The organism is Serratia sp. A07 (genome assembly GCF_058725505.1).
Window position 1 is genome coordinate 276956 of sequence record NZ_JBZXDO010000002.1, and the last position, 14773, is coordinate 291728.

Here is a 14773-nt window from a genome sequence, read left to right on the forward strand (position 1 = left end):
AAGGCTGAGCCGACCGGGCTACCTGCCCGGCCGGTATCGATGATTAACGGTTATCCAGCTGCGCACGCACGGCCTTGAGCCCGGCGAAGGTGACGCGATAAGGGCGCCCCTGGCGAGAGAGGATCAGGCGTTTGGTTTTGAGTTTGGTGAAGACGGCCAGCGAGCAGTCGGCCAGGCCGAGCCCTTCGCGGGTGTAGCATTCGACGTGGATGACGCGACCGGCGTCGTTGCGGGTGAAGGCGATATAGCCGCCTTTGGCCAACACGTGCAGCACGCGTTGTTCCGCTTTGGAAATGTTCATGTTGGGAGATCCTGTAATAACCCCAGATACGCGCATCCCCGCGCAAACGCGCGTCGGATACGTCAGAGTCCCTAGCCATACGGCAAGGAAGCGACTATCGGGTGGTTACAATCTCCAACATACAGGCCTCGGGCAGTGAAAAACGCCAGGACGGCGTTTCAGCGCAGTTAATGTAGCCAATGGCCGGTTGGCTGTCAATTTGCCGGCGGCGCGGGCCGCCGGCGCAAGGCCAATCAGAAAGGCTTGGTCGGCAGGTATTTGCCGTCCAGGGTGATCACCGCGCGTTCGCCACCGTCCGGATCGGCGACCTTTTTGATATCCAGCTTGAAGTTGATGGCGCTGATGATGCCGTCGCCGAACTGCTCGTGCACCAGCGCTTTCAGCGTGGAGCCGTAAACCTGCAGCATTTCATAGAAGCGATAAATGGTCGGATCGGTCGGCACGCCGCCGGGAATGCTGCCGCGCAGCGGGATGGTTTGCAGCAGCAGCACCGCCTCTTCGTCCAGCCCCAGCTTGGCCGCTACCGTGCGCGCCGCCGGTTCCGGCAGCGCATGCTGCCCCAGCAGCGCGGCGGTGACGAACGCCAGGCTGAGACCGGTGCCCTCGGCCAGCGCGTCGAAAGTCAGGTTATGGCGGATCTTGGCGACCATAATGGTGTCGGTGAGCGCTTCGCGCGGGGCGGCGTTATGCAGAGAGTGTGTCATGTTAGCTCCTTTTGTTGGCTTAAAAACGGGCGATCGCCGGGGTGGCGGTCACGTCGGGATGGGTGGCGCGGGCAGCTCGCCACGCTGCTGCCGGCCGCCATTGCGCGCGAGAACCGGCAGTTGAAAAAAGTGGCATTGGCCAACGCCATGCCGGTGCGGCAGGCGGTGTGGCTGCAGCGCAAAGGCGCTTACCGCAGCGCCGCCGCGCAGGCGTTTATTGCCGTCTTGCAGGAACAGGGCGTTACGCCAACGCCCCCCAGCGCTGCGTCATCCCCAGCAGATGCACCAGCCCGAAGCCGAGGCAAATCAGCGAGCTGACGACGATAAAGCGCTGGCTGCGGCCGGTATCGCGCAGGGCGAAGGGGCCGGCGACGCCGCGCAGCAGGTAGATGAAGGTAATGATAAACAGCGCGGGCCGCAGCAGCGGCAGCGGCGCGATCAGGCCCGCGCCGGAAAGCGCATACAGCGACCAAATAAACAGCACCAGCGCGATACCGGCGGTGACGACGGCCGGGAACTTTTTACCCGCTTCCGCCGCCTTAATGAAGCGATCGCCGGCGCCGCATAGCCGGTAGCCGCGCGGCCCGGCGGCGATCACCCAGATATGCAGCAGCGCGGCGATGGCGCTCAGCGCGGCGCCGATCAGCAGCGCGGTGTTATAGAGGTGCGGCATGGTAGCGCTTCCCTGTCAGAAAAGTGGTTGGCATGAAGCGTAGACCAGAAAAGGCGAATTAACCGAACGTAACAGGGAAGAGGAGCAAGTAATGAGACTGGCGACGGGTATGCTGAGCGCATTGGCGCTGTGGAGCGGGCTGGCGATGGCGCAACCTGCGGCGCTGACGCTGCCCAGGGAAGACGGTTCGAGAATTCATTACTATCTGGACGCCGCGGTGCCCGGGCAATCGTCGGCGGCGCTGTTGGTGATCCTGCAAGGATCGGATTGCAACAGCGTGCGGCATATCCGCCTGCTGGCGCCGTTGCGGCAGGTGTTACCCGCCGCAGACCTGCTGACGGTGGAGAAATACGGCATCGACGACCGGTTGCCGTACCGCGAAGAAGTCCCGCGGCAGGATTGCCCGGACGCTTTTGTGCAGCATGACACGCCGCAGCGGCGGGTGAGCGATGTCACCCAGGTGCTGCAGGCGGTGATTGCGCGCAACGGCTATCAAAAGGTCGCGGTGCTGGGAGGCAGCGAAGGGGCGGTGATCGCCAATCTGGTGACGGCCTCCTAGGGCCGGATTGATGCCACCCTCGCGTTCAGCGGTGGCGGGCGCTGGTTTATCGACGACGTGCGCCACAGCGCTGCCGGCGCGCCGAAGGAAGAGATGGCCGGGCTGAACGCATTTTTGCAGCAGGTGATGACGGCGCCGCCGTTCCCCCTGAACGCCAGCGATCATGGCTATGCCTGGTGGCATGGCATGCTGAACATCGATCAGCTCGCCACGCTGCGCAGCATCAAGACGCCGGTGCTGATCGTGCAGGGCGACCAGGATCGCGCCGTTTCGCCGGGGGCGGTCGACAATATGATCGACGAATTGCGGGCCGCCGGCAAAACGAACATTACCTATGTCAATTACGCTGGATTGGACCATGTGATGCGGCGTGAAAATGGCGCCAGCGAGATGGCGCGGGTGGTGGCGGACATGCGCGCGTGGCTGGAGAAGCAGCTGCGCTGACCGGCCACCCATGGGCCTTACTCGGTGTGGCGCTCCCGGAACAGCAGAGTGGCTATCAGGCTGACGGTCAGCATGCCGGTCACGTACCACGCCGGCGCCAGCGGGTTGTCGCTGACATCCAGCAACCAGGTAACGATCAGCTGCGCCGAGCCGCCGAACAGCGTCACGCCGAAGGCGTAGATCATCGAGGTGCCGGTGGCGCGCACGTGGCGCGGCAGCGCCGAGACGATCAGCATGGTGCTGGACAGCATGTTGATGCCCAGCGCGCCGATCAGCAGGATGCGGAAGACGATCGCCAGCCACAGGGTTTGCGTGGCGCTGAGGAACCAGAAGGTTGGGTAAATCAGGATCAGTGCCGCAAAGATCGAGAACAGCAGCGGCCTTTTGTAATTCTGGATCCGATCGACATAGCGCCCGGCGTAATAGACCGCCACGATTTGCACCACGGAGGCGATGCAGCTGAACAGATAGGCGGTCGGGCCGGCGATGCGGTAGGTCTGCATCATGTAGGTCGGCATGTAAAGCAGCACCACATAAACCATCACGGTGCCGGACATGATGACCAGCACACCCAGCAATAGGTCTTTAGCATGGTTGCTCACCAGATCCCATACCGGATTCAGCGGTACCCGCGCACGATCCGGCTGTTCGCCGCTGTAGGTCTCTTCCAGGTGCTTACGGATATAGACGCCGACCGGAATGATCAGCAGGCCGATGATGAACGGCACGCGCCAGCCCCAGGCATACAGCGCCTCTTCCGACAGAAAATAGGTGAGCGCCAGCCCGCAAGAGGCGCCGAGCAGGGCGCTGACGCCCTGGCTGATCGCCTGCCAACTGACGAAAAAGCCGCGCTGATTGGCCCCGGCGGACTCCAGCAGTAGCGTGGTCGCTGAGCCCACTTCACCGCCGGCGGCGAAGCCCTGAATCAGGCGACCGACTACGATCAGCACCGGCGCCAGAACGCCGATTTGCGCATGGGTTGGCGCGAAGGCAATCAGGGCGGTGCCGACGCCCATCAGCACGATGGTCATCAGCATGGCGGCCTTGCGGCCGACCCGGTCGGCATAGGTGCCCAGCACCATGCTGCCCAGCGGGCGCATGATAAAGCCGACGCCGAACACCGCCACCGACATCAACAAAGAGCCGTAGGCGCTGTCGCTGGGAAAATAGAGTTTGCCGATGATGGCGGCAAAGAAGCTGTATACGGTGAAGTCGAAAATCTCCAGGCCGTTGCCCAGGCTGGCGCCGACAATGACTTTGTAATTTACCGCGCCTTTCTCTGCCGTTTGGCTTTTGGGCAAGGTTTTTTCAGCAGTGTTCATCGTTATCTCTCGCGATAGGTGGACGGTGTGTTGTTATTATTTTCTGGCCGTGGTGGCATTATCCGGGACGGCGATAACCGCCGCCCGAAGCGGCAACAGAATGGCAACGTCTCCTTTACATATACTTGTATGTACAACCCTGTGCAATATGAGGGCGGTTAACGGGATAACGCGGGTTTGATTTTTTTAAGGTTTTGTATTTATATGTTTTTTTTGAATTTATAACGTGTGGCAGTGAGGTGATTTAGTGCCGATTTAGTGAGCTGTAGCGCATTAATCATCGAAAAAATCCTGGCATTTAAGAAGGGGGTCACAAAATGTCGCGTATAGCAGAATATGTGGCGATAGTCGGCAAGAAATAGAATTAAATAGAAGTGTGTTGACTGTATCAATGATTATCAAGAGGTATTCAGGTGCGATTTATTCTTACCTGGTGCGGTATCTGGCGAGAATGTATTTCATTTTTTATTTTAATTAATACCGATAATTAATATGTTTTGTGAATTTGTTCGAGCTATTGTACGGTTTGCTGAGCGAAGCCTCCCCGTGACTTTCATCGGTATTATCCAACGCAGGTATGATTCATCCGTCGGCGCCGCTCAAAATGTCACCAAAACTTCCCGCGATCTCTGAACCCCGTTGTGGCATAATGCGCGCCAAATCACATTCCCTATGTATAAAGAGCGAGCGCTGTGTTAAGCACCAACAACATCACCATGCAGTTCGGCAGCAAGCCGTTGTTTGAAAACATCTCTGTCAAATTCGGCGGCGGCAACCGTTACGGCCTGATCGGCGCCAACGGCTGCGGCAAGTCCACCTTTATGAAAATCCTCGGCGGCGATTTGGCGCCGACCGGCGGCAACGTGTTCCTCGATCCGAACGAGCGCCTGGGTAAACTGCGTCAGGATCAGTTCGCCTTCGAACAATACAGCGTGCTGGACACCGTGATCATGGGCCACACCGAGCTGTGGGCGGTGAAGGAAGAGCGCGACCGCATCTACGCCATGGCGGAGATGAGCGAAGAAGACGGCTATAAAGTGGCCGATCTGGAAGTCGCCTACGGCGAGATGGACGGTTACACCGCCGAAGCGCGCGCCGGCGAACTGCTGCTTGGCGTCGGCATTCCGGTGGAACAGCACTACGGCCCGATGAGCGAAATCGCGCCGGGCTGGAAGCTGCGCGTGTTGCTGGCGCAGGCGCTGTTCTCCGATCCGGAAATCCTGCTGCTCGACGAACCGACGAACAACCTGGACATCGATACCATTCGCTGGCTGGAGCAGGTGCTGAACGAACGCAACAGCACCATGATCATCATCTCGCACGACCGTCACTTCCTGAACATGGTCTGCACCCACATGGCGGATCTGGACTACGGCGAACTGCGCGTTTATCCGGGCAACTACGATGAATACATGACCGCCGCCACCCAGGCGCGTGAACGTCTGCTGGCCGACAACGCCAAGAAGAAGGCGCAGATCAACGAGCTGCAATCGTTCGTCAGCCGCTTCAGCGCCAACGCCTCCAAATCCAAGCAGGCCACCTCGCGCGCCCGCCAGATCGACAAGATCCAGCTGGAAGAAGTGAAGGCCTCCAGCCGCCAGAACCCGTTCATCCGTTTCGATCAGGACAAGAAGCTGTTCCGTAACGCGCTGGAAGTGGAAGCGCTTACCAAGGGCTTCGACAACGGCCCGCTGTTCAGCAAGCTGAACCTGATGGTGGAAGTGGGTGAGAAGGTTGCGGTGCTGGGCGCCAACGGCATCGGTAAAACCACCTTGCTGAAAACGCTGGTGGGCGACGCGCAGCCGGACAGCGGCACCGTGAAGTGGTCGGAAAACGCCCGCATCGGTTACTACGCGCAGGATCACGAATACGAGTTCGACGATACCCTGACCGTGTTCGACTGGATGAGCCAGTGGAAGCAGGAAAAAGACGACGAGCAGGCGGTGCGCAGCGTGCTGGGCCGTTTGCTGTTCAGCCAGGACGACATCAAGAAGAAAGTGAAGGTGCTGTCCGGCGGCGAGAAGGGCCGCATGCTGTTCGGCAAGCTGATGATGCAGCGCCCGAATATTCTGGTGATGGACGAACCGACCAACCACCTGGATATGGAATCCATCGAATCGCTGAACATGGCGCTGGAGATGTACGAAGGCACGCTGATCTTCGTCTCCCACGACCGTGAGTTCGTCAGCTCGCTGGCGACGCGCATTCTGGAAATCACCCCGAACAAGGTGATCGACTTTACCGGCAACTACGAAGACTATCTGCGCAGCCAGGGCATCGTGTAACCCTCGCGGCAACGCATCAGGGCGGGAATTATCCCGCCCTTTTTTTATCCGTCATTCCCCGCCGCACACCTCGCAGTGCGGATCCTTCGGCAGTTTCATCTCGCGGAATTGCATGCTCATCGCATCGAACATCAACAGCTTGCCGCGCAGCGGCTGACCATAGTCGGCCAGCAGCTTGATGGCTTCCATCGCCTGCAGGGTGCCGATGGTGCCGACCAGCGGGGCCATCACGCCCGCTTCGACGCAGGTGAGGGCGCTGTCGCCGAATAGCCGGCTCAGGCAGCGGTAGCAGGGCTCGCCCGGCTGATAGGTGAACACGCTGAGCTGGCCTTCCATACGGATCGCCGCGCCGGAAACCAGCGGCCTCTGTTGCGCGTGGCACAGGCGATTCAGGGCGTCGCGCGCCGCCACGTTGTCGGTGCAGTCCAGCACCAGATCGCAGGCAGCGATTTCTGCCGCAATCGCCTCATCTTCCAAACGGCCGTTGATCGCGTCGATGCGGATATGCGGATTAATGGCGCTCAGTTCCTGCCTGGCGGAGGCGACTTTGCTCTGGCCGATGCGATCGTCGCGGTGCAGGATTTGGCGCTGCAGGTTGGAGAGCGAGACGGTGTCGAAATCCACCAGTACCAGATGGCCGACGCCGGCCGCCGCCAGGTAAGGCGCGGCGGCGCAGCCCAGCCCGCCCAGCCCGGCGATCAGCACGCGGGCGGCCTTCAGCTTCTCCTGGCCGTCGAAGTCAAAGCCGCGCAGCACGATCTGGCGGTTGTAGCGCAGCGCTTCGGCGTCGGTCAATTCCGGCAGCATGCTCAGCTCCTCAGCAGGGCGTTGAACGGCTCGATCTCCACCGTTTCGCCTACCGCCACCGAACCGCGTTCGCGCTCCAGCACGATGAAACAGTTGCCCTGGCTGTAGGAGCTGAAGACGTGCGAGCCCTGGTGGCCGGTGGTGCTGACCTCCAGTTCGCCCGCAGCGTTGCTGCTGAACACGCCGCGCTGGAAATCGAGGCGGCCCGGCGATTTCTTCAGCGGCGTCAATGCGCGCGCCCGCAGGCGCGGCGGCAGGCGCCAGTCGCTGTGGCCGGCCAGCTTCGCCAGCAGCGGTTGCACCAGCTGGTAGAAGGTCAGGGCGGCGGAAACCGGGTTGCCCGGCAGGCCGCAGAACCAGGCGTGGCCCAGCTTGCCGAAGGCGAAGGGTTTGCCGGGTTTGATCGCCAGCTTCCAGAAGCTAACCTGGCCCAGCTCGTCGAGCATCTGTTTGGTGTAGTCGGCCTCGCCGACCGAGACGCCGCCGCTGCTGATGACCACGTCGGCCTGGCTGTCCGCCCGTTCGAAAGCGGCGCGCAGCGCATCGCGATCGTCGCGGATAATGCCGAGATCGAGCACCTCGCAGCCCAGCTGTTCCAGCATCAGGCGCACCGCGAAACGGTTGGTGTCGTAGATTTGGCCCGCCTGCAGCGGCTGGCCGACCGGCTGCAGTTCGTCGCCGGTAGAGAACACCGCCACTTTCAGCTTACGCATTACCTGCACCTCGGCGACGCCAAGCGAAGCCAGCAGCGGCAGCTGCGCGGCGCCCAGCTTCACGCCCGCCGGCAACACGCTCGCGCCCCGGCGAATGTCTTCACCCGCCAGACGGATATTCTGGCCGGCTTCAACCGGCACGGTAAAACGCACGCCCTGGTCGCTCACCTCGGCCTGTTCCTGCATGACCACCGCGTCCGCCCCGGCCGGGATCGGCGCGCCGGTCATGATGCGCACGCAGCTGTTGGCCGGCCATTGGCCGTCGAACGGCGCACCGGCGAAGGCCTTACCGGCGACCGGCAGCGGCGCATTGGCCGCCAGGTCGGCGAGGCGCAGTGCATAGCCGTCCATCGCCGAGTTGGCGAACGGCGGCACGTCGAGCGGCGAGACCACCGGCGCGGCGGTGATGCGGCCGGCGGCGGCGGTCAGGGCAATGGATTCGGTCTGCTGCAGCGGGGCGATCTGCCCGAGCATTTTTTCCAGCGCTTGCTCCAGGGAGATGAGATCGGAAGTATGGCAATGATCCATAAAGGGAACTCCGTAATCAGGGTGCGCTAAAATAGCGACAAAGTGCGGGTATTATGGCAGAGAACGCCGGGGGGGAGAACGGGTTATGCTTGCCATCTTTCGTACTGCGGCGCCGGGGCGAACGGGTATAAACTGCGCAAAACAGAGGAGAATCATGATGCATAAACAGGTTATCGAGTTCTGGTTCGACGAGATCGAACCGATCATGTGGTTTAAAAAGGACGACGATTTCGATCGTCTGCTGCACAGCCGTTTCGGCGAAATCTGGCGGGCAGCGGCGGCGGGGGAGCTGGCGCACTGGCGCGACACCATCGAAGGGCGCCTGGCGGAGGTGATCGTGCTCGATCAGTTCAGCCGCAACCTGTTCCGCGGCACGCCACAGTCGTTCGCCTGCGACGGCATGGCGCTGATCCTGGCGCAGGAGGCGATCCGCAGCGGCGAGTGCGAACGGCTGAGCCGCGAGCAGCGTGGCTTCCTCTATCTGCCGTTCATGCATTCGGAATCGCCGCTGATCCACCAGCAGGCGCTGGTGCTGTATACCGAGCTCAACAACGGCGACCAGCTGGAGTTCGAGCTGCGGCATAAGGCGATCATCGATCGTTTCGGCCGCTACCCGCATCGCAATCCGATATTGGGGCGCACCAGCACGCCGGAAGAAGAGGCCTTTTTACAACAGCCTGGATCAGGCTTTTAATCGTTGGATCATCTGCGCCCGGCCGGGGAAAAAACAGCAGGCCGGGCGCCGCAATAAGCGTTATTCAGCGTGAACGTTTATTTCCTTACGCCATGCCGCTATTTCCGCACGTGAAATTACCAATAATCTCAGCCGCAGGATCGGCGGTTTGCCGTTTTTTATAACCTGCTGTTTTTATTCCAATAAGCTATTTCAAGGTGCGAAACGGTCTAAGCGCGCTACGCTAAAAGCGGGGCGTGGACGTTATGCTGTACTTCCACTGTCGGGTTAAATAGAGTCGAAAAAGACTGAATAATAATGATACCGCGCTCAGCTTATTCGCTGCGCAACGGCGGGATTAACACAGGGTGTCAGGCAAATGAGCAAACCAGTGATTGCCATTCATGGCGGCGCGGGCGCAATTACCCGGGCGGCGCTGAGTGCGGAAAAAGAACGGCAGTATATTCAGGCGCTGTCCGAGATCGTGGCCGCCGGGCAGGCGATATTGGCGCAGGGCGGCAGCGCGCTGGACGCGGTGACCGAAGCGGTGCGGCTGCTCGAAGAGTGCCCGCTGTTCAACGCCGGTAAAGGATCGGTGTTCACTCATCAGGGCACCCACGAGCTGGACGCCTGCGTGATGGACGGCCGCACCTGCGATGCCGGCGCCGTCGCCGGCGTCAGCCGCATCCGCAACCCGGTGCTGGCGGCGCGCGCGGTGCTGGAAAACAGCGAACACGTGCTGTTTGCCGCCGAAGGCGCCGAGAAGTTTGCCGCGGCCCACGGCCTGGAACTGGTCACCCCCGATTTCTTCTTTACCCAGGAACGTTTCGATCAGCTGCACCGGGCCCAGGCGGAGCAGGGCCGGGTATTGCTCGATCACGACGGTGCGGCGCAGGCCGGCGAGCCGCTCGATCCCGATCGGAAATTCGGCACCGTCGGCGCGGTGGCGCTGGATGCGTTGGGCAACCTCGCCGCCGCCACCTCCACCGGCGGCATGACCAACAAGCAGGCCGGGCGGGTAGGCGACACGCCGATCATCGGCGCCGGCTGCTATGCCAACAACGCCACGGTGGCGGTCTCCAGCACCGGCACCGGTGAAATCTTCATGCGCGGCGTGGCGGCCTATGACGTCTCCGCCCTGATCGAGTATGGCGATCTGAGCCTGCAGGCCGCCAGCGATCGGGTGGTGATGGAGAAGCTGCCGGCGCTCGGTGGCAGCGGCGGCATGATCGCCGTCGATCGCCACGGCAATATCGCGCTGCCGTTCAACTGCGAGGGGATGTATCGCGGTTTTGGCTATGTCGGCGATGCACCGTCCGTCGGGATTTACCGCTAAGCGTTCACCGGGAGGGTGCATGACCGACGTTTCACTTCGACCCGCCGCTGGCGGCGGGCCGTCATTGCCGCCGCAGCGGGTGCTGACGGTGCGCGATCTGAGCATCAGCTTTCCTCAACCGGACGGCGCCGTGGCAGCGGTGCGTAACCTGTCGTTCGATCTCGATCGCGGCGAGACGCTGGCGATCGTCGGTGAGTCCGGCTCCGGCAAATCGGTGACTTCGCTGGGGCTGATGCGGTTGGTGGAGCAGGGCGGCGGGCGCATCGTCGGCGGTGGCATGACGCTGCGCCGGCGCGACGGCGCGCTGCTCGATCTGGCGCGCGCCTCGCAGAGCACGCTGCGCACGGTGCGCGGCGCCGACATGGCGATGATCTTCCAGGAGCCGATGACCTCGCTCAACCCGGTATTTCCGGTCGGTGAGCAGATCGCCGAATCGCTGCGCCTGCATCAGGGCATGGACCACCGCAGCGCGCGCCAGGAGGCGCTGCGTATGCTCGATCTGGTGCGTATTCCGGAGGCCAAAGAGGTGCTGGGGCGCTACCCGCACCAGCTTTCCGGCGGCATGCGCCAGCGGGTGATGATCGCCATGGCGCTCTCCTGCAAACCGGCGCTGCTGATTGCCGATGAACCCACCACCGCCCTCGACGTCACCATTCAGGCGCAGATCCTGCAGCTGATCCGCGTGCTGCAACAGGAGATGCAGATGGGGGTGATCTTCATCACTCACGACATGGGCGTGGTGGCGGAGATCGCCGATCGGGTGCTGGTGATGCGCCGCGGCGAACAGGTGGAACAGAATCGGGTGCGCGAGCTGTTTGCCGCGCCGCAACAGGCCTATACCCGGGCGCTGTTGGCGGCGGTGCCGAAGCTGGGGGCGATGGCCGATCGGCCGCTGCCGGCGAAGTTTCCGCTGCCGGGCAGCGAGGAGGATACGGCGCCGCAGGATACCGTACCGCCAGACGCTACGCCGATCCTGCGAGTGGAGCATCTGGTTACGCGCTTTGATCTGCGCGGTGGACTGTTCAATCGGGTCACTCGCCGGGTGCACGCGGTGGAAAACGTCAGTTTCGATCTTTACCCCGGCGAGACGCTGGGGCTGGTGGGCGAGTCCGGCTGCGGCAAGTCCACCACCGGGCGCTCTCTGCTGAAGCTGGTGGACAGCCAGAGCGGCACTATCACCTTCGCCGGGCGGCGGATAGACCAATTGAAGGGGCCGGCGCTGCAGCACCTGCGGCGCGATATTCAGTTCATCTTTCAAGATCCTTACGCCTCGCTCGATCCGCGCCTGACGGTCGGTTTTTCCATCATGGAGCCGCTGCTGGTGCACAACGTGATGCGCGGCCGGGAGGCGGAGCAACGGGTGGCCTGGCTGCTGGAGCGCGTCGGCCTGCTGCCGGAGCATGCGCGCCGCTACCCGCACGAATTTTCCGGCGGCCAGCGCCAGCGTATCTGCATCGCGCGTGCGCTGGCGCTGAACCCGAAAGTGGTGATCGCCGACGAGGCGGTCTCGGCGCTGGACGTGTCGATTCAGGCGCAGATCGTCAATCTGTTGCTCGATCTGCAGCGCGAGTTCGGCATCGCTTTTCTGTTTATTTCACACGACATGGCGGTGGTGGAGCGCATCAGCCACCGGGTGGCGGTGATGTACCTCGGGCAGATCGTCGAGATCGGCCCACGGCAGGCGGTGTTCGACAATCCGCAACACCCCTACACCCGCAAGCTGATGGCGGCGGTGCCGGTGGCCGATCCCGCTCATGCCCACAAACGGCAGCCGCTGCCGGCCGATGAGATCCCGAGCCCAGTGCGCGCGCTGGGCGATGAACCCGTTACCGCACCGCTGGTGCAGGTTGGCGCCGGGCACTTTGTCGCCCGCCACCCGATCGCCGGTGCTTTTTAAAGACCTCAGGAGAGACAAGCGACATGAAGCACACATTCAAACGCAATGCGCTGTTGGCCGCCGTACTGCTGGCGGCGGGAACCGGCCCGGTCTGGGCGGCGAAGGACGCGGTGATCGCCGTGGCCTCCAATTTCACCACCCTCGATCCTTACGACGCCAACGACACGCTGTCGCAGGCGGTGGCCAAGTCGTTCTATCAGGGGCTGTTCGGCTTCGACAAGGACATGAAGCTGGTGAACGTGCTGGCGGACAGCTACGAGGTCAGCAAAGACGGCCTGACCTACACGGTCAAACTGCGCCAGGGGATTAAATTCCACGACGGCACCGCGTTCAACGCTGAGGCGGTGAAGGTAAACCTCGATCGCGCCAGCAACCCGGACAGCCACCTCAAGCGCTACAACCTGTTCAAGATGATCGACAAAACCGAGGCGGTGGACGCCGATACGGTGAAGATCGTGCTGAAAGCGCCGTTCTCGGCGTTCGTCAACAACCTGGCGCACCCGGCGGCGGCGATCATCTCGCCGGCGGCGCTGAAGCAATACGGCAAAGAGATCGGTTTCCACCCGGTCGGTACCGGGCCGTATCAGTTCGTGACCTGGAATCAGACCGATTTCGTCAAGGTGAAGAAGTTCGACGGCTACTGGCAGCCGGGGCTGCCGAAGCTCGACAGCATCACCTGGCGCCCGGTGGTGGATAACAACACCCGCGCGGCGATGCTGCAGACCGGCGAGGCGACCTTCGCCTTCCCGATTCCCTACGAGCAGGCCAAGGTGCTGGAGGGCAACGCCAAGCTGGACGTGGTGGCCGCCCCGTCGATCCTGCAGCGTTACATCAGCATGAACGTCACCCAAAAGCCGTTCGACAACCCGAAGGTGCGCCAGGCGCTGAACTACGCCATCAACAAGGACGCGCTGATCAAGGTGGCGTTCGCCGGTTACGCGGTGCCGGCGGAAGGGCCGGTGCCGCCGGCCATTGACTTCGCCGCCCGCTATAAGCCGTGGCCGTACGATCCGGCCAAGGCGCGCGAGCTGCTGAAAGAGGCCGGCTACCCGAACGGCTTCACCACCACGCTATGGTCTTCCCACAACCACAGCACCGCGCAGAAGGTGCTGCAGTTCACCCAGCAGCAGCTGGCGCAGGTGGGGGTGAAAGTGACGGTGACGGCGATGGATGCCGGGCAGCGTGCGGCGCAGGTGGAGAGCGTCGGGGTGAAGGACACCGGGGTGCGGCTGTTCTACACCGGCTGGTCGGCCTCGACCGGGGAAGCGGACTGGGCGCTGTCGCCGCTGTTCTCTACCCAGGCGGCGCCGCCGAAGCAGTTTAACACCGCGTTCTACAGCAATCCGCAGGTGGACAAGGATCTGACCGACGCGCTGGCGACCACCGATCGCGCCGAGAAGCAGAAACTGTATCAGGACGCGCAGGATCGCATCTGGGCCGACGCGCCCTGGATCTTCCTGGCGACCGAACGTCTGTTGTCGGCCAACAGCAAGCAGCTGAGCGGCTTCTACGTGATGCCGGATACCTCGTTCAACTTTGATAACGCCGATCTGAAATAAGGCGCCCATCCCCGCCCGTGGCCAACGGCGGCGGGCGGGGGAAGGAATGAGATGCTCAATTATTTTCTGAAACGACTGCTGGGCCTGATCCCGACGCTGCTGATCGTGGCGGTGCTGGTGTTCCTGTTCGTTCACCTGCTGCCGGGCGATCCGGCGCGGCTGGCGGCGGGGCCGGAGGCCGACGAGGCGGTGGTGCAGCTGGTGCGCAAGGATTTGGGGCTGGATAAGCCGCTGCCGCAGCAGTTCGCGCACTTCTTCGTCAATGCGCTGCGGGGCGACTTCGGCATCTCAATGGTGTCCAAACGCCCGGTGAGCGAAGAGATCGCCTCGCGCTTTATGCCGACCTTCTGGCTGACCGTCACCAGCATGCTGTGGGCGGTGGCGTTCGGCCTGGCGATCGGCGTGGTGTCGGCGGTGTGGCGCAACCGCTGGCCGGATCGCCTCGGCATGACGCTGGCGGTGTCGGGGATCTCGTTCCCGGCCTTTGCGCTCGGCATGCTGCTGATGCAGGTGTTCTCGGTCGAGCTGGGGTGGCTGCCGACGGTGGGCGCCGACAGCTGGCGGCACTACATTCTGCCTTCGATCACCCTGGGGGCGGCGGTGGCGGCGGTGATGGCGCGCTTCACCCGCGCTTCGTTCGTCGAGGTGCTGCAGGAGGACTACATGCGCACCGCGCGCGCCAAGGGCGTGCGGGAAAGCGTGGTGGTGATGAAACACGGCCTGCGCAACGCGATGATCCCGGTGGTGACCATGATGGGGCTGCAGTTCGGCTTCCTGCTCGGCGGTTCGATCGTGGTGGAGAAGGTGTTCAACTGGCCGGGGTTGGGGCGGTTGCTGGTGGACTCGGTGGAGATGCGCGATTACCCGGTGATCCAGGCTGAGGTGCTGCTGTTCTCGCTGGAGTTCATCCTGATCAACCTGCTGGTGGATATGCTGTACGCGGCGATTAACCCGGCGATTCGTTATCAATGA

Annotated in this window: 14 protein-coding genes; 8 read left to right on the plus strand and 6 right to left on the minus strand. The window is 62.5% G+C overall.

Annotation, left to right across the window (positions count from 1 at the left end):
- Positions 1-43: 43 nt before the first annotated feature.
- The 3 genes from AC4PR2_RS03305 to AC4PR2_RS03315 form a co-directional block, all read right to left on the minus strand.
- Complete coding sequence (locus AC4PR2_RS03305) at positions 44-301, minus strand: YjhX family toxin (RefSeq protein WP_070914000.1); 258 nt, start codon at positions 299-301, stop codon at positions 44-46.
- 233 nt (positions 302-534) lie between these two features.
- Positions 535-1005: a cyanase gene (gene cynS / locus AC4PR2_RS03310; RefSeq protein ID WP_060421366.1), complete on the minus strand. Its 471-nt coding sequence runs from the start codon at positions 1003-1005 to the stop codon at positions 535-537.
- A 241-nt stretch (positions 1006-1246) separates the two neighbouring features.
- Positions 1247-1678 carry a hypothetical protein gene (locus AC4PR2_RS03315; RefSeq protein ID WP_033637706.1) on the minus strand — a complete coding sequence of 144 codons (432 nt, stop codon included), beginning with the start codon at positions 1676-1678 and terminating at the stop codon, positions 1247-1249.
- Positions 1679-1769: 91 nt separating this feature from the next.
- Between AC4PR2_RS03315 and AC4PR2_RS03320 the strand changes: the two genes are divergently transcribed.
- Both AC4PR2_RS03320 and AC4PR2_RS03325 read left to right on the plus strand, forming a co-directional pair.
- Positions 1770-2237: a hypothetical protein gene (locus tag AC4PR2_RS03320; protein ID WP_492174893.1), complete on the plus strand. Its 468-nt coding sequence runs from the start codon at positions 1770-1772 to the stop codon at positions 2235-2237.
- 57 nt (positions 2238-2294) lie between these two features.
- Entirely contained in the window at positions 2295-2681 is a 387-nt protein-coding gene (locus AC4PR2_RS03325; RefSeq protein ID WP_492174894.1) for an alpha/beta hydrolase family protein, read from the plus strand.
- Between the two features lie 17 nt (positions 2682-2698).
- On the opposite strand, the gene AC4PR2_RS03330 is transcribed toward AC4PR2_RS03325, so the two are convergent.
- The gene (locus tag AC4PR2_RS03330; protein ID WP_197801906.1) at positions 2699-4003 is read right to left on the minus strand and encodes an MFS transporter; all 1305 of its coding nucleotides are present in this window, start codon (positions 4001-4003) and stop codon (positions 2699-2701) included.
- 692 nt (positions 4004-4695) lie between these two features.
- Between AC4PR2_RS03330 and AC4PR2_RS03335 the strand changes: the two genes are divergently transcribed.
- The gene (locus AC4PR2_RS03335) at positions 4696-6288 is read left to right on the plus strand and encodes an ABC-F family ATPase (RefSeq protein ID WP_033637709.1); all 1593 of its coding nucleotides are present in this window, start codon (positions 4696-4698) and stop codon (positions 6286-6288) included.
- A 51-nt stretch (positions 6289-6339) separates the two neighbouring features.
- On the opposite strand, the gene moeB is transcribed toward AC4PR2_RS03335, so the two are convergent.
- Together moeB and moeA are read right to left on the minus strand one after the other, a co-directional pair.
- Complete coding sequence (moeB, locus tag AC4PR2_RS03340; RefSeq protein WP_060421377.1) at positions 6340-7095, minus strand: molybdopterin-synthase adenylyltransferase MoeB; 756 nt, start codon at positions 7093-7095, stop codon at positions 6340-6342.
- A gap of 2 nt (positions 7096-7097) precedes the next feature.
- Positions 7098-8336: a molybdopterin molybdotransferase MoeA gene (gene moeA / locus AC4PR2_RS03345; RefSeq protein ID WP_337046441.1), complete on the minus strand. Its 1239-nt coding sequence runs from the start codon at positions 8334-8336 to the stop codon at positions 7098-7100.
- Positions 8337-8493: 157 nt separating this feature from the next.
- Between moeA and AC4PR2_RS03350 the strand changes: the two genes are divergently transcribed.
- The 5 genes from AC4PR2_RS03350 (at position 8494) to gsiC (ending at position 14773) form a co-directional block, all read left to right on the plus strand.
- A complete protein-coding gene (locus AC4PR2_RS03350) occupies positions 8494-9030 on the plus strand; it encodes a DUF924 family protein (RefSeq protein WP_197802084.1) in 537 nt (178 codons plus the stop codon).
- A gap of 358 nt (positions 9031-9388) precedes the next feature.
- The gene (locus tag AC4PR2_RS03355) at positions 9389-10345 is read left to right on the plus strand and encodes an isoaspartyl peptidase/L-asparaginase family protein (RefSeq protein ID WP_169318187.1); all 957 of its coding nucleotides are present in this window, start codon (positions 9389-9391) and stop codon (positions 10343-10345) included.
- 19 nt (positions 10346-10364) lie between these two features.
- Positions 10365-12242 (plus strand): dipeptide ABC transporter ATP-binding protein, encoded by a 1878-nt coding sequence (locus AC4PR2_RS03360; RefSeq protein ID WP_087762200.1) that lies wholly within the window; start codon positions 10365-10367, stop codon positions 12240-12242.
- A 23-nt stretch (positions 12243-12265) separates the two neighbouring features.
- Positions 12266-13801: a glutathione ABC transporter substrate-binding protein GsiB gene (gene gsiB / locus AC4PR2_RS03365; protein WP_060436885.1), complete on the plus strand. Its 1536-nt coding sequence runs from the start codon at positions 12266-12268 to the stop codon at positions 13799-13801.
- Between the two features lie 51 nt (positions 13802-13852).
- A complete protein-coding gene (gene gsiC / locus AC4PR2_RS03370) occupies positions 13853-14773 on the plus strand; it encodes a glutathione ABC transporter permease GsiC (protein WP_038880960.1) in 921 nt (306 codons plus the stop codon).

Coding starts and splice junctions, on each gene's coding strand:
- AC4PR2_RS03305 (WP_070914000.1), bottom strand. CDS start 301: ATGAACATTTCCAAAGCGGAACAACGCGTGCTGCACGTGTTGGCCAAA.
- cynS (WP_060421366.1), bottom strand. CDS start 1,005: ATGACACACTCTCTGCATAACGCCGCCCCGCGCGAAGCGCTCACCGAC.
- AC4PR2_RS03315 (WP_033637706.1), bottom strand. CDS start 1,678: ATGCCGCACCTCTATAACACCGCGCTGCTGATCGGCGCCGCGCTGAGC.
- AC4PR2_RS03320 (WP_492174893.1), top strand. CDS start 1,770: ATGAGACTGGCGACGGGTATGCTGAGCGCATTGGCGCTGTGGAGCGGG.
- AC4PR2_RS03330 (WP_197801906.1), bottom strand. CDS start 4,003: ATGAACACTGCTGAAAAAACCTTGCCCAAAAGCCAAACGGCAGAGAAA.
- moeB (WP_060421377.1), bottom strand. CDS start 7,095: ATGCTGCCGGAATTGACCGACGCCGAAGCGCTGCGCTACAACCGCCAG.
- moeA (WP_337046441.1), bottom strand. CDS start 8,336: ATGGATCATTGCCATACTTCCGATCTCATCTCCCTGGAGCAAGCGCTG.
- AC4PR2_RS03350 (WP_197802084.1), top strand. CDS start 8,494: ATGCATAAACAGGTTATCGAGTTCTGGTTCGACGAGATCGAACCGATC.
- AC4PR2_RS03355 (WP_169318187.1), top strand. CDS start 9,389: ATGAGCAAACCAGTGATTGCCATTCATGGCGGCGCGGGCGCAATTACC.
- AC4PR2_RS03360 (WP_087762200.1), top strand. CDS start 10,365: ATGACCGACGTTTCACTTCGACCCGCCGCTGGCGGCGGGCCGTCATTG.
- gsiB (WP_060436885.1), top strand. CDS start 12,266: ATGAAGCACACATTCAAACGCAATGCGCTGTTGGCCGCCGTACTGCTG.
- gsiC (WP_038880960.1), top strand. CDS start 13,853: ATGCTCAATTATTTTCTGAAACGACTGCTGGGCCTGATCCCGACGCTG.